General features: G+C 66.1%; 20 protein-coding genes and 1 pseudogene. 7 read left to right on the top strand and 14 right to left on the bottom strand.

All coding sequences use genetic code 11. From position 1 onward, the window contains the following. Positions 1 to 8 precede the first annotated feature (8 nt). The 3 genes from BIWAKO_RS26840 (at position 9) to BIWAKO_RS26830 (ending at position 2,750) form a co-directional block, all read left to right on the top strand. On the top strand, positions 9 to 713 hold the full coding sequence (locus BIWAKO_RS26840; protein WP_069881252.1) for a response regulator transcription factor: 705 nt from the start codon (positions 9 to 11) through the stop codon (positions 711 to 713). A gap of 83 nt (positions 714 to 796) precedes the next feature. Then, entirely contained in the window at positions 797 to 2,338 is a 1,542-nt protein-coding gene (locus tag BIWAKO_RS26835; RefSeq protein ID WP_371332097.1) for a sensor histidine kinase, read from the top strand. A 40-nt stretch (positions 2,339 to 2,378) separates the two neighbouring features. Beyond that, entirely contained in the window at positions 2,379 to 2,750 is a 372-nt protein-coding gene (locus tag BIWAKO_RS26830) for a ribosomal maturation YjgA family protein (protein WP_069882826.1), read from the top strand. Positions 2,751 to 2,892: 142 nt separating this feature from the next. Here the strand turns inward: BIWAKO_RS26830 and ccoS are convergent. From ccoS to ccoN, 8 genes and pseudogenes are all read right to left on the bottom strand, one after another. Then, positions 2,893 to 3,036: pseudogene (ccoS, locus tag BIWAKO_RS26825) on the bottom strand (cbb3-type cytochrome oxidase assembly protein CcoS); the annotation flags it as partial. Continuing rightward, on the bottom strand, positions 3,033 to 5,288 hold the full coding sequence (locus tag BIWAKO_RS26820) for a cation-translocating P-type ATPase (RefSeq protein WP_069881249.1): 2,256 nt from the start codon (positions 5,286 to 5,288) through the stop codon (positions 3,033 to 3,035). The gene BIWAKO_RS26820 and the pseudogene ccoS, both read right to left, overlap by 4 nt. Next, positions 5,285 to 6,043 carry a DUF2189 domain-containing protein gene (locus BIWAKO_RS26815; protein ID WP_069882825.1) on the bottom strand — a complete coding sequence of 253 codons (759 nt, stop codon included), beginning with the start codon at positions 6,041 to 6,043 and terminating at the stop codon, positions 5,285 to 5,287. Before BIWAKO_RS26815 ends, BIWAKO_RS26820 begins: the two co-directional genes overlap by 4 nt. Positions 6,044 to 6,101: 58 nt before the next feature. Continuing rightward, positions 6,102 to 6,308 carry a hypothetical protein gene (locus BIWAKO_RS26810; RefSeq protein WP_069881248.1) on the bottom strand — a complete coding sequence of 69 codons (207 nt, stop codon included), beginning with the start codon at positions 6,306 to 6,308 and terminating at the stop codon, positions 6,102 to 6,104. Next, on the bottom strand, positions 6,305 to 7,183 hold the full coding sequence (gene ccoP / locus BIWAKO_RS26805; protein ID WP_069881247.1) for a cytochrome-c oxidase, cbb3-type subunit III: 879 nt from the start codon (positions 7,181 to 7,183) through the stop codon (positions 6,305 to 6,307). The genes BIWAKO_RS26810 and ccoP overlap by 4 nt, the downstream gene beginning before the upstream one ends. Before the next feature lie 3 nt (positions 7,184 to 7,186). Further along, positions 7,187 to 7,357, bottom strand: a complete 171-nt coding sequence (locus BIWAKO_RS26800) for a CcoQ/FixQ family Cbb3-type cytochrome c oxidase assembly chaperone (RefSeq protein ID WP_069881246.1) — start codon at positions 7,355 to 7,357, stop codon at positions 7,187 to 7,189. A gap of 4 nt (positions 7,358 to 7,361) precedes the next feature. Next, on the bottom strand, positions 7,362 to 8,096 hold the full coding sequence (gene ccoO, locus BIWAKO_RS26795; RefSeq protein WP_069881245.1) for a cytochrome-c oxidase, cbb3-type subunit II: 735 nt from the start codon (positions 8,094 to 8,096) through the stop codon (positions 7,362 to 7,364). A 4-nt stretch (positions 8,097 to 8,100) separates the two neighbouring features. Continuing rightward, positions 8,101 to 9,762: a cytochrome-c oxidase, cbb3-type subunit I gene (gene ccoN, locus BIWAKO_RS26790; RefSeq protein ID WP_069881244.1), complete on the bottom strand. Its 1,662-nt coding sequence runs from the start codon at positions 9,760 to 9,762 to the stop codon at positions 8,101 to 8,103. Positions 9,763 to 10,276: 514 nt separating this feature from the next. Here ccoN and BIWAKO_RS26780 point away from each other — a divergent pair. Continuing rightward, entirely contained in the window at positions 10,277 to 10,489 is a 213-nt protein-coding gene (locus tag BIWAKO_RS26780; protein ID WP_141740244.1) for a hypothetical protein, read from the top strand. Positions 10,490 to 10,532: 43 nt separating this feature from the next. On the opposite strand, the gene BIWAKO_RS35570 is transcribed toward BIWAKO_RS26780, so the two are convergent. Continuing rightward, positions 10,533 to 10,751 (bottom strand): hypothetical protein, encoded by a 219-nt coding sequence (locus tag BIWAKO_RS35570; RefSeq protein ID WP_141740243.1) that lies wholly within the window; start codon positions 10,749 to 10,751, stop codon positions 10,533 to 10,535. Between the two features lie 309 nt (positions 10,752 to 11,060). Between BIWAKO_RS35570 and BIWAKO_RS26770 the strand changes: the two genes are divergently transcribed. Further along, positions 11,061 to 11,657, top strand: a complete 597-nt coding sequence (locus BIWAKO_RS26770; RefSeq protein ID WP_141740242.1) for a hypothetical protein — start codon at positions 11,061 to 11,063, stop codon at positions 11,655 to 11,657. A 60-nt stretch (positions 11,658 to 11,717) separates the two neighbouring features. Here BIWAKO_RS26770 and BIWAKO_RS26765 read toward each other — a convergent pair whose 3' ends face one another. Continuing rightward, positions 11,718 to 12,050 carry a hypothetical protein gene (locus tag BIWAKO_RS26765; protein WP_069881239.1) on the bottom strand — a complete coding sequence of 111 codons (333 nt, stop codon included), beginning with the start codon at positions 12,048 to 12,050 and terminating at the stop codon, positions 11,718 to 11,720. Between the two features lie 415 nt (positions 12,051 to 12,465). Here BIWAKO_RS26765 and BIWAKO_RS26760 point away from each other — a divergent pair, with 415 nt between their 5' ends. Further along, the gene (locus BIWAKO_RS26760) at positions 12,466 to 12,912 is read left to right on the top strand and encodes a CBS domain-containing protein (RefSeq protein ID WP_069881238.1); all 447 of its coding nucleotides are present in this window, start codon (positions 12,466 to 12,468) and stop codon (positions 12,910 to 12,912) included. Between the two features lie 134 nt (positions 12,913 to 13,046). Here the strand turns inward: BIWAKO_RS26760 and BIWAKO_RS26755 are convergent, their stop codons facing one another. Then, the gene (locus tag BIWAKO_RS26755; protein ID WP_244523559.1) at positions 13,047 to 13,682 is read right to left on the bottom strand and encodes an HAD family hydrolase; all 636 of its coding nucleotides are present in this window, start codon (positions 13,680 to 13,682) and stop codon (positions 13,047 to 13,049) included. A gap of 154 nt (positions 13,683 to 13,836) precedes the next feature. On the opposite strand from BIWAKO_RS26755, the gene BIWAKO_RS26750 reads away from it, so the two are divergent. Beyond that, on the top strand, positions 13,837 to 14,820 hold the full coding sequence (locus BIWAKO_RS26750; protein WP_069881237.1) for an ABC transporter substrate-binding protein: 984 nt from the start codon (positions 13,837 to 13,839) through the stop codon (positions 14,818 to 14,820). A gap of 74 nt (positions 14,821 to 14,894) precedes the next feature. On the opposite strand, the gene BIWAKO_RS26745 is transcribed toward BIWAKO_RS26750, so the two are convergent. The 3 genes from BIWAKO_RS26745 to BIWAKO_RS26735 all read right to left on the bottom strand — a co-directional run bounded on the left by BIWAKO_RS26745 (position 14,895) and on the right by BIWAKO_RS26735 (position 17,141). Continuing rightward, positions 14,895 to 15,902 carry an SDR family NAD(P)-dependent oxidoreductase gene (locus tag BIWAKO_RS26745; RefSeq protein ID WP_084651875.1) on the bottom strand — a complete coding sequence of 336 codons (1,008 nt, stop codon included), beginning with the start codon at positions 15,900 to 15,902 and terminating at the stop codon, positions 14,895 to 14,897. Positions 15,903 to 16,116: 214 nt separating this feature from the next. Next, positions 16,117 to 16,422, bottom strand: a complete 306-nt coding sequence (locus BIWAKO_RS26740; RefSeq protein WP_069881236.1) for an AzlD family protein — start codon at positions 16,420 to 16,422, stop codon at positions 16,117 to 16,119. Further along, a complete protein-coding gene (locus BIWAKO_RS26735) occupies positions 16,419 to 17,141 on the bottom strand; it encodes an AzlC family ABC transporter permease (protein ID WP_069881235.1) in 723 nt (240 codons plus the stop codon). Before BIWAKO_RS26735 ends, BIWAKO_RS26740 begins: the two co-directional genes overlap by 4 nt. Between the last annotated feature and the right edge of the window lie 7 nt (positions 17,142 to 17,148).

The following is a 17,148-nucleotide window of genomic DNA, read 5'->3' as shown; positions in this document are numbered from 1 at the left end:
ACGTGACGATGGCGCCCCGCATTCTTGTGGTCGATGACGACAGCCATATCCGCGAGGTCATCTGTTTCGCGCTCGAGAAGGCCGGGATGACGACGACCATCGCCCGGGACGGCGTGCAGGCGCTGGATAGCTTCAGGCGGCAGCCGGCCGATCTCGTCATCCTCGATATCGGCATGCCCGAGATGGACGGGCTCGAGGTCTGCCGCCAGCTGCGCAGATCCTCGGATGCACCGATCCTCTTCCTCTCGGCGCGCGACGAGGAGATCGACCGGGTGCTCGGCCTCGAGATCGGCGGCGACGACTATGTCACCAAGCCGTTCAGCCCGCGCGAGCTCGTGGCGCGCGTCACCGTCATCCTGAGGCGCACGCGCCCAGGCCGCCCGGCTGCCGCCGCAGCGGCCGAGCCGCTCTCCTGGGGCGCGCTGCGGCTCGACCCCGAGTCGCATCAGGCCAGCTTCGCGGGCAGGGCGCTGCCGCTGACCGGGATCGAATTCGCGATCCTGAAGACCTTTGCGGCCCGTCCCCGCCAAGTCTTCAGCCGCGAGCAGATCCTGGAAAGCGCCTATGGCGGCGCGATCCATGTCGCCGACAGGACGATCGACAGCCATATCCGCAACATCCGCGCCAAGCTCGCGGCATCGGGCTGCGGCAGCGCCATCGACACCGTGCACGGCGTCGGCTTCAGGCTTGGGCGCTGCGAGGCCGGGAGTTAAACGCGCCTGGCTCATTCCCGGCCCGGGTCGCCGCGAAATGGCGGCCCAATCTCAGCCTCATCGTCTTCCTGATGCTGACGGCGGTGCTGGCTTTGCCTCTCGTCGGGCTGTTCTTCTTCCGGATCTACGAGAACCAGCTCGTCCACCAGACCGAGGCCGAGCTGATCGCCCAGAGCGTGGCGCTCTCAGCCGCCATCCGGCGCGACTTCGAGAGCAACCTGCCGGCCGACGCCGCGCTGGGGGCTCACGTTTCGGCAACGCCGTCCTCGCCGGCGGACGAGCCGTTCAGGCCGATCCTGCCCAGTCTCGACCTGACGCGCGACAACCTGCTCGGCCGCAGGCCGGACGCGCGGGCCGCTTCTCAGCCCACTGATACGGCCTTCAAGGCTGCCGGCGAGCGGCTGTCGCCGCTGCTGCTGGAAACGCAGCAGAACACGCTCGCCGGGTTCCGGTTGCTTGACCCCCGCGGCGTGGTGATCGCGGGCCGAGACGAGATCGGCCTGTCGCTCGCCCATGTCGAGGAGGTCGGGCAGGCGCTGCAGGGGCGTTTTGCCGCGACGCTTCGGCAGCGTGTGTCCAGCCATGCGCCGCCGCCGCTCTACTCGCTCAGCCGCGGCACCAGCATCCGCATCTTCACGGCGACGCCGGTCATCCTGCGCGATCGCGTCGCCGGCGTGCTCTACGCCTCGCGCACGCCAAGCAACGTCTTCCGCCATCTCTATGAGGAGCGCGGCAAGGTCGTGCTTGCCGGCCTCTCCGTCGCAGCGCTCACCCTGCTGATCGGGCTTGCCTTTCACCGCACCATCACCCGCCCGGTGCAGGGCCTGATCGCGCGCACGACCGCCATCGGTCACGGCGACCGCAGCGCCATGCGGCCGCTGCAAAACCACGGCACGGCCGAATTCGCGCGCCTGTCGCAGAGTTTTCTCGACATGGCCGGCAGCCTGAATAACCGCTCGGATTTCATCGCGACCTTCGCGGCCCATGTCTCGCACGAGCTGAAATCGCCGCTGACCTCGATCGAGGGCGCCGCCGAGCTGCTACGCGACGATGGCGCCGGCGACGGTCCGGCGATGAGCGAGGAGATGCGCCGCCATTTCCTCGGCAACATCATCGCCGACACGCATCGCCTGACCGCGATCACCAACCGCCTGCGCGAACTCGCCCGCGCCGAAAGCACGCCAACCGGCGGCACGACCAGCCTCTCTCCGGCCATCGCCGATCTGCAGCGGGATTGTCCCGGCATCCGGATACGCGCCGAGGGCGCGCTCGACAGCGCCATCCGCATCTCCGCCGAGAATCTGCGTATCGTCCTCGGCCATCTCGCCGACAACGCGGAGCGCCACGGCGCAACCGAGCTTGAGATCGTCGCGGACGTCGAGGCGGACCTGCTGCGCCTCACCCTGAGCGACAATGGCAGCGGTGTGTCGCCGAACAATCGGGTGCGGATCTTCGACAGCTTCTTCACGACGCGCCGCGATAGCGGCGGGACCGGCATGGGGCTGTCCATCGTCCGCTCCATGCTGAATGCGCATGGCGGCTCGATCGCGCTGCTCGAGGGCGCGCCCGGCACGACCTTCGCTCTGGCATTCCAGCGGGCGACCGAGGCGGAAACCCGTGTCTGAGACGAATGTGCCTGAGGCGGACCTGCGCTCGCGCGGGACCATGATCGCCCTTTGCCTCGCGACGATCGCTGCGGGGCTGCTCCTGCGCCGGTTCGGGATGGGCCTCGGCCTGCCGTTCGGCGTGGTGAAACATGGCGGCTCGCTGCTCTGGGGGACGATGGTCTATTGGCTGATGACCATCATCGCCCTGCGTCGGCCGGCATCCTGGCTTGCAATCCTTGCCGCGCTGGTCGCGCTCTGCGTCGAGCTCAGCCGCCTCTATCACACGCCCTGGCTCGATTCCTTCAGGCTGACGACGCCAGGTGCGCTGCTGCTCGGGCGCGTCTTCTCGCCCTGGAATCTGGTGGCCTACGCGGCCGGCATCGCGCTCGGCTGGGCGACCGACCTCTGCATCGCGCGCGGACGCTCATAGCGGCGAGGAATAGCCAATCCCGTGTCAGCCCCTGGCTTACCCTTCGCCTGATCGGCCGCGAATACCTTCACTTCATTGGGATGTTCTGCGGCGTGGTCCGCTCGAGCGGGGCGACGTCGTCCTGGTGTTCTGTTGCAATCCGGTCGTCCTTGTCATCGAGCAGGATGCGCTCGGCCGCTCCGTCGAGATCCTCGTACTGCCCGCTCTTGAGGGACCAGAGGAAAGCGGCGAGCGCCGAGGCGCCGAGCAGGAGGGCCAGTGGGACAAGGAAAACGAGGCTGCTCATTGGCCCGGCTCCGCGACCAGCGCCGGTTTTGCCGAGATCGTTCCGGCTGGCTGAGGAGAAACGGATGATCCGCTCTTGAGACGCAGCGCATTGGCGACGACGAGGACGGAGGACAGCGACATGGCGAGCGCCGCGATCAGCGGGGTGACATAGCCAGCAATCGCGATCGGCAATGCGACGGCATTGTAGAGGATCGCGAGCGCAAAATTCTGCCGCACCAGCCGGGCGGAGCCGCGCGCGAGCTCGAGTGCGGTCGGGACCGCGTCGAGTCCATCATGCAGGAAGACGAAATCGGCTGCATTGCGGCCGATATCGGCGGCCGAGGCCGGCGCCATCGAGACATGCGCCGCGGCGAGCGCGGGTAAATCGTTGAGGCCATCGCCGATCATCAGCACCTTGCGGCCCTGGGCCGCGAGGGCGGCGAGCCGCTCGACCTTCTGCGCCGGCAGCAACCCTGCGGCGACCGTGCCGATGCCGAGCCTGGCGGCAATGCTGTGCACGGAGGCTTCGGAATCGCCGGAGAGCAGTGCGATTGCGATGCCCTCGCTGCGCAACGCAGCGATCGCGGCCTTCGCCTGCGGACGCAGCGCCTCCTCGAATGCAAACTTGGCGAGCCACTTGCCGTCACGGCTGAGCACTGTACCGGCCTCGTGCCCGCAGACGTCTGCGGCAAGCGCCCATTCGGCCCGGCCGAGCCGGTAGAGCTGCCCCTGCAGCCGCCCCTCGATGCCCAAACCGGGATATTCCCGAAGGTCCGACAGCGTGTGGCCGCCGGCCGGCGCTGCAGCGGCAATCGCGCGCGAGAGCGGATGGCTGGAGCGGCGGGCGATCTCGGCCGCGATCGCCAGATCCGCCGGGGCGATGCCGCCGCCATTGACGAGGCGCGGCTGTCCGAGTGTCAGGGTGCCGGTCTTGTCGAAGGCCGCCATGTCGATCTCGGCCATGCGCTCGATGGCCGAACCGTCCTTGACCATGATGCCGTTCTCGAACAGGCGCCGCGACGCCAGCACCTGCACGATCGGCACGGCGAGCCCGAGCGCGCAGGGACAGGTGATGATCAGCACGGCGATGGCGACGGTGATCGCACGATGCCAGTCGCCCGTTGCCATCAGCCAGCCGAGAAAGGTGAGGAAGGCCGTGGCATGGACCACCGGCGAATAGAGCGCGGCCGCCCGGTCGGCGATGCGCCGATAGCCTGCGCGCCCGCCCTCGGCAGCCTCCATCAGCCGGACCATCTCGGCAAGGAAGGAGGTCTCGGCCCTTGCGGTTGCCGCAATGGTCAGCGGACCGGAGAGGTTGAGCGTTCCCGCCCGCACTGTGGCACCCACGGCCACGAAGCGCGGCGCGCTCTCGCCGCTGACGATGGCGCAATCCAGCTCGGAGGCTCCCTCCTCGACCACGCCATCGACAGGGATGCGATCGCCCGCGTTGAGCACGACGCGCATACCCGGCTCGATCTCGGCAAGTGGAAGATAGTCGCGGCTGCCATCGGCCCGCAGCACCATGGCTCCGCGCGGTGACAGGCGCATCAGGCCGCGCACCGCGGCACGCGCCTTCTCGCGCATGAGATGGTCAAGGGTCCGCCCGATCAGCAGGAAGAAGATCAGCGAGGTCGCAGCGTCGAAATAGGCATGCGGGCCGTCATGCAGCGTGTCGTAAAGGCTGAGACCGAAGGCGAGGCAGATGCCGATCGAGATCGGCACGTCCATATTGGTGCGACCGTGGCGCAGCGCCGACCAGGCCGAGTCGAAGAAGACGCGGCCGGAATAGATGAGGCAGGGCAGGGCCAGCGCGGCCGAAATCCAGTGGAAGGCGCTCCGGGTCTCCCGTTCGGCCCCGGACCAGACCGAGACCGAAAGCAGCATGATGTTCATCGAACAGAAGCCGGCGACCGCGAGCGCCCGGATCAGGCGGGCGAGCTCCGGATCGGACCGGTCCGCTTCGCTCTCGAAGAGGTGGCCGGGATGGCCGAGCCGGGCCAGTGCCGCCAGCAGGTCGGGAGCCTCCTCGCCGCGCCACTTCACGGCGACACGCCGGGTCGACAGGTTGACCCGGACGTTCTCGACGCCGGAAACCTGCATCAGGCCGGTCTCGATCGTGCGGATGCAGGCTGCGCAGTGAACGCCCGGAACGGAGAGATCGGCCTGCCTGAGGCCGTCGCCCAGTTCGCGGCTGGCGAGCCGGATTTCCTGCCGGGCCGCGGAACCGTCGAACGTGCCGGAGACGTCGAACGGCGGCGCGCAGCAGCTCATCTGACCGCTCGATAGCTATGCCAGGTCGCGTGGCCGAGCAGCGGGAAGACGACGATCAGACCGAGCAGTCCGGTCGCGACGCTCAGGAGGAAGAGCGCGAGCACGATCGCGCCCCAGGCGAGCATCACCGGCAGGTTGTTCCAGACGAGCGAGATGCTGGTGCCCATCGCCGTGAAGGCGTCGACCCTCTCGTCGAGCAGCATCGGGATCGCGAAGGTGCTGATCGCGAAGGAGAAGGCCGCGAACAGGCCGCCCGCCACCGTGCCGACGAGCAGCATCGCCCAGCCTTCCGGCGTCGAGACCAGCATGGCGAGGACATCGTTGAGGCCGGGGAAAGGTCGCAAGCCGAAGAACAGCGCATAGATGATCACGGCGGCCCGCATCCAGACCAGCATCAACAGGCACAGGATGGCGCCGGTATACCAGACCTGGCCGCCCGAGGCCGGTTTGACGAAGATCATGCGTGCGAGGCTGACGGGGTGGCCGGCCTCGATGTCGCGGCTCTTCTGGTAAAGGCCGATCGCCAGGATCGGCCCGACCACCATGAAGCCGGCGAGAGCGGGCAGCAGGATGTAGTCGAGTTCGTAGCGGAACAGCCCCCAGACGATGCCGAGCGACACCAGGAACACCGCTGTTCCGTAGAGCAGGCTCGGCACGGGGCTGTGGCAGAGATCGCGCCAGCCCGCTCCGAGCCAGGCGAAAGCCGTGCCCGCCGGCAGGTTGCGCCGTCGCTGTGCGGCGAGGGGCAGCGGCATGTCCTGGCCGCTTTCGATCTGGCCGTTTTCGATCGTGCCCATGATGCTCCTCCCCGCTTCAGCAGGCCGGGCGGGCGGCACGAAACATGCCTGCCTCGCCCGCCGATTTCGCATGTGGCACGCAGTCCGGCTGCGAGCCGATCGCCACAAAGACCAGATGCGCGTTGGCGACGGCGACGAGCGCCACTCCTGCGACCAGCAGTGCCAGCCAGAGCGCCCGCCGGCTGGCGGGTCGCCGCGCTCGCCCGTTGCCCGAGGGGCTCATCGTGCGCCATCCCGCAGCGTCCCGACATAGAGCGCAAGCAGCTTGATGTCGGTCGGTGAAAGGCGGCCCTCCCAGCTCGGCATATGGCCCTGGCGCCCGTAATGGACGCTGTCGAAGACCGATTGCGGATCGCTGCCATAGATCCAGGCGGCATCGGTGAGGTCCGGCGCGCCGAGATCGTGCCGCCCCTTGCCGTCCTCGCCGTGGCAGGCGACGCAGGTTGTTGCAAACACCTGCTTGCCGGCGGGCACGCGCGCCTGGTCCGCCTCCGAGAGCGGCTGCCCGGAAAGCGAGAGGACATAGGCAACGACGTTTGACACCTGCTCGCGGGTGAGCATGCCATCGCGGCCGAAGGCCAGCATCTGCGCGGCGCGCGTCTGCGCGCTCGTTCCGTTGATGCCGACGCGGATGGTCTCGGCGATCGCCTCGGGCTCGCCGCCCCAGAGCCAGGAGCCGGCGGCGAGATTGGGGAAGCCCGGTCCGCCCTTGCCATCGCTGCCATGGCAGACGGCGCAGTTGTCGCCGAACAGGGTCCGCCCGGTGTCGCGCACATGGCGCATCAGCGCGGGATCGGCGGCGATCTCCGCGAAGGAGGCCTTGGCGATGCGGTCGGTCCAGGCGGCGCGCTCGGCCACCGCATCCTGGACCTGGCGGGCCACGATCTGGCGCTGGTCGTTGCCGAGCAGACCCTTCGTATAGGTCCAGCCGAGCGGCCAGGCCGGCATCAGCAGCCAATAGATCACCGCAAACAGCGTCGAGGCCGCCAGGAAGAACAGCACCACGCGCGGAATCGGCGTGTCGAGTTCCTCAATGCCGTTCCACTCGTGACCGGTCGTCAACTGTCCCGTGACGGGGTCCCGCTTCGCCTGGTCCATGTTTCAGTCCCCCGGCCTGTCGTCCTTGTCGAGAATGCTCTTCCTGGCTCTGTCGAAGCGGGCCCGGTTCGAGGGCCACAGAGCATAGATCAGCACGCCAGCCGCCAGCGCGATCAGGTAGAAAAGGCCCCAACTCTTGGCGAATCCGACGAGCGATTGATGATCGATGTCCATCGCCTCACCTTGCCGTGGACGCCGGCAGCCGATGCGCCGCATCGGTCAGGCGGCCCAGGACCTGGAGATAGGCAACCACCGCGTCCATCTCCGTCAGGCGGCCTGGCTGCCCGTCGAACGCCCGCATGGTGGTGGCCTCGCCGTAGCGCTCGCTGACGCCGCTGGCATAGGGGCTGTCGGGGTTGGCCTGGCCATAGGCATCGGCGCTCGCATTCGCGATCATCGCATCGGTATAGGGCACGCCGACAACGCGCAGTGCGGCGAGGTGCTGGCCGAGATCCTCGGTCCGCAATTCGTTGCGCATCAGCCAGCCATATTTCGGCATGACCGATTGCGGCACCACCTCGCGCGGATTGATCAGATGCGCGACATGCCAGGCGTCGGAGTACTTGCCACCGAGCCGCGCCAGGTCCGGGCCGGTGCGCTTCGAGCCCCACAGCATCGGATGATCGTATTTCGACTCGACCGCGAGCGAATAGGGGCCATAGCGTTCGACCTCGTCGCGCAGTGTCCGGATCATCTGGCTGTGGCAGGCATAGCAGCCCTCGCGGATATAGATGTTGCGCCCGGCCGTTTCGAGCGGCGTGTAGACGCGCATCTCGGGCGCGGTCTCGACCGTCTCGTGGATGGTGAAGAGCGGCGCGATCTCGACGAACCCGCCGATCGCCGAGACGCCGATGATGGCCAGCACGAAGCCGATGGCGCTGCGTTCCAACTTGCGATGGAAGAACTCTGCCATGGTCTCACTCCCCCGGCTGCAGCGCCGGCCCGGCCCCGGGTAGGGCAGGCTGGTCGGCCCCGGTTGCTTGCGGAGCGGTCCGCGCGCGCGCCGTTCGGATCGTCATCCCGACATTGTAGGAGGCGACGATCGCCCCGAGCAGGAACAGCAGGCCACCGACCGTCCGTGCGATGTAGTAGGGATGCATCGCGACGACGCTGTCGATGAAGGAAAAGGCGAGCGTGCCGCTGGAATTATAGGTGCGCCACATCAGGCCCTGGATGATGCCCGAGTTCCACATCGAGAAGACGTAGATGACGGTTCCCGACAGTGCGAGCCAGAAATGGACCTCGACCAGCTTGGGCGAATAGATCTGATCGACCTTCCACATCCACGGCACCAGAGCGTAGAGCGAGCCGAAGGTGATCATCGCCACCCAGCCGAGCGCGCCGGCATGGACATGGCCGACCGTCCAGTCGGTGTAGTGCGACAGCGAATTGACGGCCCGGATCGCCATGAACGAGCCTTCGAAGGTCGACAGGCCGTAGAAGACGGCGGCGACCATCATGAAGCGCAGCGTCGCATCGTCGCGAACCTTGTGCCAGGCACCATTGAGGGTCGCTAGCGCATTGCCGGCCGAGGCCCAGGATGGCACCAGCAGCACGACCGAGAAGGTCATGCCCAGCGTCTGCACCCATTGCGGCAGGGCGGTGTAGTGCAGGTGGTGCGAGCCCGCCCACATATACATGAAGGTGATGCCCCAGAAGCTGATGATCGACAGCCGGTAGGAGAAGATCGGCCGGTCCGCCCGCTTGGGCAGGTAGTAGTACATCATCCCCAGGAAGCCCGAGGTCAGGAAGAAGGCGACTGCGTTGTGGCCGTACCACCACTGCGTCATCGCATCCTGCACGCCGGAGAACAGCGAATAGCTTTTCGCATGGCCGAACGAGACCGGCACGGCCAGGTTGTTGACGATGTGCAGCACCGCCACGACCAGGATGAAGGCCATGTAGTACCAGTTGGCGACGTAGATATGCGGCTCCTTCCGCCGCTGCAGGGTGCGGATATAGATCAGGAAGTAGACGACCCAGACGACGACCAGCCAGATGTCGGCATACCATTCGGGCTCGGCATATTCCTTGGACTGGGTCAGCCCCATCAGATAGCCGCTGGCGGCGATCACGCAGAACAGGTTGTAGCCGAGCAGCACGAACCACGGGCTGAACTGATCGGGCAGGCGCGCCCTCGTGGTGCGCTGCAGCACATGGAAGGAGGTGGCGATCAGCGCGTTGCCGCCGAAGCCGAAGATCACGCCTGAGGTATGGACGGGCCGAATGCGGCCGAAGCTCGCCCAGGCGGCATCGAAGGTCAGGTCGGGCCAGGCGAGGAGCGCCGCAACCCAGACCCCGAAAAACATGCCGACGACGCCCCAGGCGAGGGCGAGCACGATGCCGACCTTTGTCGGGTCGTCGTAGTAGTGCGCCAGGCGCTCATCCGATGGCTCCGGCTCGAAATACTTCGACAGGACCAGGAAGACCCCGCCGAGCCCGCAGAGAAGGATGATGACGCCATGCACCCCCATGAGGTCGTCGTGCCCGGCGATCGCCATCACGAGCCCGCAGAGGGCGACAAGCGCTGATATCGTGATGGCACTCTGGCGTTCTGCGACAGTCAGTCCGGCAACCATTCGCTCTCCCCCCGGTCATCACACAGCGCGGCTCGCGGTGCTCGAGAGAGGGACCGGAAGGTCGCAACCCGGACCGCGTCAGCCAGTGAATACTTGTCGAGAGCCGCCAGATGGGCCGTCGGCATTGTGAAGAACTTGCACCCATTAATATGCAGGACGGCGAGATACGCAATCGCCGCACCACGGCCGGGCGCATGCGAGCCGCGCAAGTTGGTCGTTCGAATGATGATCGAGCGCCTGCATGGCGTCGGCGGTTCGAAGCGCATGCGCCCCGGGGCAGCAGCGGTTATTCGCTGGTTGATTGCCATCAGCCGAATCGGCTTGGTTCCAACGTCGAAGCTCAGCCGGCAAATGGCTGGAGGCGTCGGTCGATGGCTATCGCGGGCATGTGCTGTGCAGCAGCGACGGAGCGCAAACCGCTATCGATCGTAGTCGATATTGGCAGTTTCGCTTCCGCCTCACATTCTTGCCCAACCGGCATGCTCCCGTCTGGCGCGTTCAATGGAGGAACCAGATGCGATCATTGATGCTCGCCCTTGTCGCTCTTTCCCTGCTCGGCTGCAGCGGCTCCCAGCAACCGCGCGGCGTCGCCCGCGACCTGACGCAGGGTACGGCGCAGTGTTCCAAGCACAAATGGGGCACTTCGGAGATGGCCGAGTGCCTCGATCGCGCCACCGGGAGCCAGTCCGCGACCGCACCCGAGGCCAAGGCGGGCAGCAGTGGCTGAAATCTGAACGCCACAGGATCAAGCCCGCGTTGAGCCTGTTGCTTTACGGTCCCGATCGTGGCGGCGGGTCTCCTGGCAGGATGGGCCCGGCGCCTGGAAAGCGCACGACGTTGGAGTACGCGCTGCTGCGCTGGGCGCGGCCCACCGCCTCGAGGAGTAATTCGACGGCGCGCCTGAGGCGGTCATCCTCGGGGTTGTTCCCGTCCAGGGTCAGGAAGGCGTTGATGAGATAGGCCCGGGCCAGTGGGTAATTGCTGTTCATGGCCGCCTCCGTGGAGCGGAGAGGGTCGCGCCAAAGGACGAGCGTTTCGTAAATGGGAAGGGTCGAATTTGAGCGATGGTCCGAGAGGACAATCGAGCGGTTCCATCGGTCCGGGCCCACAGGCAACGCGACTGGTTCGCCGCAGCGCTAAATCGGCTACGCCAATGAGAAAGTGCCACGCGCCGTGCGAGAGGAGACCTAGCGGAAAGTGGGATGCTCGGAGCCCTTGGCACCGAATTCCGCTTATGGCAGCACTGATTCATGCGCGAGATAACCGAGAGTAAGGCAAGGGCCCGTTTTGGATGGGCTATGGTTGTTCCGATCCTCGTCTCGTTTGCGTTCACAAGCGTTTTTGGAATCAAGGCGGCGCGAGCGCTCAAGCAGCAGCGCTGCGGCCTCGCTTTGCCCTGGGATCGTGCGACGAGCGAAACCTGGTTGCAGGCCTATTTCCCGGCAGCGTGGCGCGATGTGCAGACCTTGCGGCGGTTGTCTTCGGAGTGTTTCGCGGCCTTGCACACCGACCTCGCGGCGACTGGCCTCGTAGCGTTCGTCGCCACGGCCCTGATCGCAGTCCTTCTGTTCGCGCAATCCGGGATCTTGTCCGGAAAGGTGCTGCGCCCGCACACCAGCAGCCGTCCGGAGTGGGCAATCACATATGCGTTCTGCGCGGCTTTCGTGGCCGGGTGGATCGCGTACTCGTTAAGCAACGATCAGTTTATCAATTTCGGTGAGAAGCCCGTGCGATGGACCGTTGTTTTTAATGGGGATTATATAGCGCCATTCAATTTTGCATTTCTTCTGAATTCGGTCTCCATCAAGCTTATGTTCGCCGCTATGCTCGCCTTCGTGAGTCTCGAGTTGGCGCGGCTGAGTTGGCGCGACGGGGCCGCCCCAAACCCGGAATGAATCTCGGTTTGCGATGATCGACCGTCGCGCCAGACCGCGGCGGTGGACGCCCATGCCAATCTAGGAAGCGGCGCGGCGGACGTCCGCAGCGATATCCGGGCGGTGCCGATCGAGCCATGCCGTCGCCTCGGCGCCATCGACGCGGCACTCGAAGGTCGGCCAGGACGGATCCTCCCGCGACTCGAGTTCCAGCCGGTCCCGCGCATAGCGGATCAGGTCGCGGAGCGCTTCATATCCGGCCCGGCGCTCGAGGGCGTCGGCGACCCACGGCGCCGACCAGCCCCGTTTGGCGAGAAGCGCAATGGTGGCCAGGTCGGCCTCCTCGAACCAAGGGGTTGCGTCGAACTCGGCCCGCATCGCCTCATCGGCTGTGTGGCATGTCGCGTGGATCATGCTCCGCTCCTGCTGGTCGGACCCATCATCTGCATCATAGCCCAGGAGAAGGCGTGATGCGCAGGATGGGGATGCAAATCCGCCTTCCTCGCAATCTGCAGGAATGCCCGCCAGCCGCGGTTTTCCCCCGTTTGAAAATCACATATCCAGCCGCGGCAGGGTCTGATTTCCGGCTGGCCAGCACAGGATACTGGCCGGCCCCGCGATGATCCGCTATCATCCCAGCGCATGCCGCTCTTGGGGCGGGCCCTCGCCAAAGTCCTCTCCCAGACCACGCTTTCGGCGCGCGGGGCCATTATCCCGCAAGCGTACTCGGCTGGTCGCAGCGCATTCCGGTGCTACATGGAGACCACCAGGCAATCCCGCGGCGAGTGACATGCTTCGGATCTGAAGCCACGCAGAGCAGGAGGTAGCCATGCTCGTTCGTGACGCTATGACCGCGCATGCGGAATGGATCTCTCCGGACATCACCCTGGCCGAGGTCGCGCGCAAGATGCGCGACGCGGATATCGGATGCCTGCCAGTCGGAGAAAATGATCGTCTCATCGGAATGATCACCGATAGAGATCTTGCCTGCCGTGGCTGCGCCGAAGGGGCCGATCCCAACACGACAAGGGCGAGAAAGGTCATGACGGCGGGCATCACCTGGTGCTTCGAGGACGACGACATCAGGGATGCGACGCGCCGCATGAGCGAGAAGCAGATCCATCACATGCCGGTGATGAACAAGCAGAAGCGGATGACCGGCATCCTCTCGCTGTCGGATTTGGCGCTGAGAGCGCCGAAGGACCTGTTCGGCGAGGTTACGCGGCTGGTTGCACGTGACGCATCGCGTCACGCTGCGGCACCCATGGCGCACTAACTGTCGAGGCGATGAAAGGTGTTCCTCCGGGCCTGGACCGAGAGGCGGTGGGCGACGCTCCACCTCCTGGCCCGAAGGCGCCCGGGATGAAAGGGCCAGCATCCCGGCCTTGCCGGTTCGACCCCCATGCCGACCTACGAACCGGACTCCATCAGCAGGTCGGCAAGCCGGCGTTTCCCGGTCCACAGAGCCGCGCTCCAGCCCCGCGCGATGGCGGCCTCGATATTCGCGGGCGCATCGTCGATGAAGAACAGCTCGCGAGGCGCAAAGCCTGTTCGCGCCTCGATCGCGGCGAAGAAGCCCTGGGCCGGTTTCGCCCAGCCCAGCGCAGCCGCGTAGTGAATGGCGTCAAAATGGTGCTCGAAGCCGAGCGTATGCCAGAGATACCGGGCCCGCTCATGCTCCTGCACCGTTGCGAGATGCAAGGCGAGGCCGCGCTCCCGTAGCTCGGCCAATTGCCCCAGCAGATCCCGGTCGACATGGGCATCCCGTTCGAACCAGTAGCGGACAAGCGTGTCGGCGCTCACGGGCGCCCCCATTGTCGCCAGGGCGGGGCCAAGTCGCGCGTGGAGATCGGCACGTCCATGGATGATGTCGGGCCAATGCGGCGCGAAGAACTCAGCCTGCAAGCGGTCCCTGGACAGGCCGAGATCGCGTTCGAGATGGGCCGACCACCCCTTTGGATCGGGGTGTACGATCAGAACACCGTCGACATCGACCATCACCGCCTTGAAGCGCATCGCGCCAGGATAGGAGGGCTTCCTGTTCATGAGAAGAGCTGGCCCCTCGGCGCCGCGCACCGTCCGGGCATAACCGGATTGTCCTGTGCGGCCCGCCGGCGCTGCACTTGCTGCCGACCTTGGCCTCTATCTATGGACCGGCCTGAACCACTAAGATGCCAAATCCCGAACTCGGGAGCTGGCTATGAATCGGCGCGAGTTCATCTCCCTCAGTTGCGCGGCAGCCGCATGGCCGCTCGCCACGGGCGCCCAGCAGAAGCGTAAGCTCCCGCTTATCGGCATATTGAATCCGGGCGCGAGCGATAACCCGGGCGTTCTCGGCTTCTACAAGGGGCTGCACGAGCTCGGCTACACCGAGGGGGTGAACATCGCCATCGAGCGCCGCTACGGCGATTGGCGGGCAGACCGGTTCAAGGAACTCGCGGCCGATCTGGTTCGGCTCAAGGTTGATGTCATCGTTGTGGTGAGTACGTCGCCGGCTCGCGCTGCCAAGCAAGCGACCAGCACCGTTCCTATCGTCGTGGGCGGCATGGCCGATCCCGTTGGCGACGACCTGATCATCAGCCTGTCCCGGCCAGGCGGGAACCTGACTGGAACTACGTTTCTGGGCCCGGATTTGATCGCCAAGCGGTTTGAGTTGCTCAAGGACGCGATGTCCGGGCTCTCCCGCGTCGCCGCGCTCTGGCATCCCGGCGCCTACGGCAAGACGACGATGGAAGGCATGTTGCGGGAGGCCCAGGCTGCGGCCCAGATGTTGAACTTGCAACTTCGCCTTGTGCCGGCCCATGGCCCGGACGACCTTGATGGAGCGTTCCTCGCAATCGCCAAGGAACGTGCCGATGCCGTCATCCTCCTGCCCAGCCCGATGTTGTTCGGCGAGCACAAGCGGCTTGTGGAGCTGGCCGCGAAGAGCCGGCTTCCTGCCATGTACGCTGCACGGGAATTTGTTCTGGATGGTGGGTTGATGTCCTACGGGGCAAGCCAGCCCGATCTCTTCCGGCGTGCCGCCACACATGTCGACAAGATACTGAAAGGGGCCAACCCGGCCGAGCTGCCGGTGGAGCAGCCGGCAAAGCTGGAATTCGTCCTGAACCTCAAGACCGCGAGAGAGCTCGGGCTCGCCATCCCTCGCGAATTCCTGTTGCTGGCAGACGAGATCATCGAATGACGGGCGCCATGCCCGTCCCCGGCTGATCTCCTTCCGTGGATCGCGGAAGGACCGGCCAATTCCCCCTGCCCCTCTCAGTAGGCCGTCCAGCCGCCATCCGTGGCGTAGGTGCCGCCGGTCAGGTTGGAAGCCTCATTCGAGAGCAGGAAGAGCATGATGGCGACCTGTTCCGCCGGCGTCGCGTCGCGCTTATGGGAATCGGCCGCCTGCAGCAGGCTGTCGGTCTTCAACATGCCCATGCTCGGGCCGCCACCGGTGTCCTGCACCTTCCTGCTCACGAGCTCCAGTGCGCGCTCGACCATCGGAGTTGCAGTCTGCGCCATGTTCACCGAGTTGATGCGAATGCCATAGGCGGCATAGTCGATCGCGGCCGAGCGGGTGAGGCCGGTCACCGCATGTTTGCTCGCGACATAGGCCGGCGTTCCGCCAAACCCGGTCAAGCCGGTGACAGAGCCGACATTGACGATGGCGCCGCCGAGATTCTGCTTCACCATTTGCTTGAGTTCGGCGCGCATGGACTTGAACACGCCGGTCGCGTTGGTACGCATGACATTGTCCCAGTAGGCGTCCGTGGCCTCATGGATCGGCGCGAAGAGCAGGTGTTTTTGCCGCTCGTATTCGATCGGAGCGCCGGAATAGACGCCGTCCATGACGCCGGCATTGTTGATGGCGTAATCGAGCTGGCCGAAGCGAGCGACCGCGACCTTCACCATCTCCTCGCAGGTCTCGGTGTCGGAGATATCGCCGAAGACGAATTCCGCCTTTCCGCCGGCCTTTGCGATGGCATTCATATGTTCGGAGCCCAGTTCCTGCAGCCAGTCGGCGCCGACGACATTGGCGCCTTCGCGGGCGGCGCGAAGCGCTGCGAGTGCGCCCATGCCGCGGGCGCAGCCGGTGACGATGAGCGTCTTGCCCTTGAAGCGCTCCGGGATGAAATAATCCGGGCTGAGCGGCGTGATGTCCCGGGTGCCGATGCCGCGCTTGGCCGTCTGGGCCTGGGCTTCCGCAGCCAGTGAGAGTCCGCTGGCCGCGCCGGCGGAGGAGGCGAGCGCGATCGCCTTCAGCAGATCTCTGCGTTCCATCGATCGGTCCCTTCCGGTTCTGGGCGGCAAGGCGGACAGTGGCAATGCGTCGGGACGAACGGCGGCTGGCTCGGGCCTGCCGGGGACGGTGACGGCGACATGACCATGGGCAGCGACCTCCCGTGTCGGGAACAGGCTTTTGCTCAGATCGACGATTGTACCCGACGCGGCGCAACCTGGGAAAGGCGAGGCTGCACCGGTATGGACGCAACTTCTACTGGAGGCTTTGCCTCAGGAGCGCGACGACGGCGACCCCGGCGAGCGCTGCCGCAAGGTCGCTGCCGCTCGCTTTCATGACCAGGATGGTCACGGCGAGACCTGCGCATTCCGGGACGCGTCCCTGGAGTACGGCCGGCGCCATGATGCCCGTCATGACGCCAATGGGGAGGGCGCGCAGCGCCGCTTCGCGCCTGGGCGTCAAAGCAACGAAGCGCATGAAAAAGAACCCGCCGGCGCGGCAGAGATAGGAGGCCGCCGCCATCACCACGAGCGCGATCGCGAAGCGCTGGTCGAGGCTCACGGCAGGGCCTCGCTCGGGGCTGGATTGCGGAAGAGCAGGGCGCCGGCTGCGGCTGCGGCAAGTCCGCCGGCGACAATGATCCAGCCGCTGGAGACGAAGGGAGCGAGCATCGCAGCCGCAAGGCCGGCAGCGAGCACCGGTCCGAGATCGGCCTTGCCCTTCCACATCCCGATGAGGAGCGCTGCCGAGAAGGCGATCAGCATGAAGTCCAGGCCGTAGCGCGCCGGGTCGCCGATCAGGCCGCCGCTGAGGCGGCCGATCAAGGTGCCGAAAATCCAGGGCGCGAACATCGCGATCCCCGAACCCAGCACGAAGGCCGCATCGTCCTGACCGCGTTCGCGCTCGGCCATCGCCAGCGCCCAGTTGCCATCTCCGAGGAAGAACAGGGTTCCGTAGCTCGCGAGCGGCGGCGTTCCCGCGAGCCAGGGGCGCAGCGCCGCGCCATAGAGCACGTAGCGCGCGTTCATCAACACGATAGCGGCGAATAATGGCAGCAGCTGCGCCCCGTCCCGCCAGACCTGAAGAGCCGCCATCTGAGCCGAACCGGAATAGATGAAGATGCTGGTCAGGACGGATTCGAGCGCGGAAAGCCGTGCCTCCGTCGCCAGGATGCCGAACACGACGCCATAGAGGAGCACGCCGGGAGCCAAGGCCTGGGCGCGGACGAAGCCGTGCTTGAAGCCGACGAGGGTGAAAGGCGGTCGCGCACCCGATGCCATGTCAACC

It is taken from the genome of Bosea sp. BIWAKO-01, from assembly GCF_001748145.1.
Taxonomy (GTDB): Bacteria; Pseudomonadota; Alphaproteobacteria; order Rhizobiales; family Beijerinckiaceae; genus Allobosea.
This window is presented reverse-complemented; position numbering and strand designations above follow the sequence as displayed.

Coding starts and splice junctions, on each gene's coding strand:
- ccoO (WP_069881245.1), bottom strand. CDS start 8,096: ATGGCAGAGTTCTTCCATCGCAAGTTGGAACGCAGCGCCATCGGCTTC.
- BIWAKO_RS26810 (WP_069881248.1), bottom strand. CDS start 6,308: ATGAGCCCCTCGGGCAACGGGCGAGCGCGGCGACCCGCCAGCCGGCGG.
- ccoP (WP_069881247.1), bottom strand. CDS start 7,183: ATGGACCAGGCGAAGCGGGACCCCGTCACGGGACAGTTGACGACCGGT.
- BIWAKO_RS26800 (WP_069881246.1), bottom strand. CDS start 7,357: ATGGACATCGATCATCAATCGCTCGTCGGATTCGCCAAGAGTTGGGGC.
- BIWAKO_RS26770 (WP_141740242.1), top strand. CDS start 11,061: ATGGTTGTTCCGATCCTCGTCTCGTTTGCGTTCACAAGCGTTTTTGGA.
- BIWAKO_RS26780 (WP_141740244.1), top strand. CDS start 10,277: ATGCGATCATTGATGCTCGCCCTTGTCGCTCTTTCCCTGCTCGGCTGC.
- BIWAKO_RS26830 (WP_069882826.1), top strand. CDS start 2,379: ATGATCGCCCTTTGCCTCGCGACGATCGCTGCGGGGCTGCTCCTGCGC.
- BIWAKO_RS35570 (WP_141740243.1), bottom strand. CDS start 10,751: ATGAACAGCAATTACCCACTGGCCCGGGCCTATCTCATCAACGCCTTC.
- BIWAKO_RS26840 (WP_069881252.1), top strand. CDS start 9: ATGGCGCCCCGCATTCTTGTGGTCGATGACGACAGCCATATCCGCGAG.
- BIWAKO_RS26820 (WP_069881249.1), bottom strand. CDS start 5,288: ATGAGCTGCTGCGCGCCGCCGTTCGACGTCTCCGGCACGTTCGACGGT.
- BIWAKO_RS26745 (WP_084651875.1), bottom strand. CDS start 15,902: ATGGAACGCAGAGATCTGCTGAAGGCGATCGCGCTCGCCTCCTCCGCC.
- BIWAKO_RS26760 (WP_069881238.1), top strand. CDS start 12,466: ATGCTCGTTCGTGACGCTATGACCGCGCATGCGGAATGGATCTCTCCG.
- BIWAKO_RS26815 (WP_069882825.1), bottom strand. CDS start 6,043: ATGCCGCTGCCCCTCGCCGCACAGCGACGGCGCAACCTGCCGGCGGGC.
- BIWAKO_RS26735 (WP_069881235.1), bottom strand. CDS start 17,141: ATGGCATCGGGTGCGCGACCGCCTTTCACCCTCGTCGGCTTCAAGCAC.
- ccoN (WP_069881244.1), bottom strand. CDS start 9,762: ATGGTTGCCGGACTGACTGTCGCAGAACGCCAGAGTGCCATCACGATA.
- BIWAKO_RS26755 (WP_244523559.1), bottom strand. CDS start 13,682: ATGAACAGGAAGCCCTCCTATCCTGGCGCGATGCGCTTCAAGGCGGTG.
- BIWAKO_RS26765 (WP_069881239.1), bottom strand. CDS start 12,050: ATGATCCACGCGACATGCCACACAGCCGATGAGGCGATGCGGGCCGAG.
- BIWAKO_RS26750 (WP_069881237.1), top strand. CDS start 13,837: ATGAATCGGCGCGAGTTCATCTCCCTCAGTTGCGCGGCAGCCGCATGG.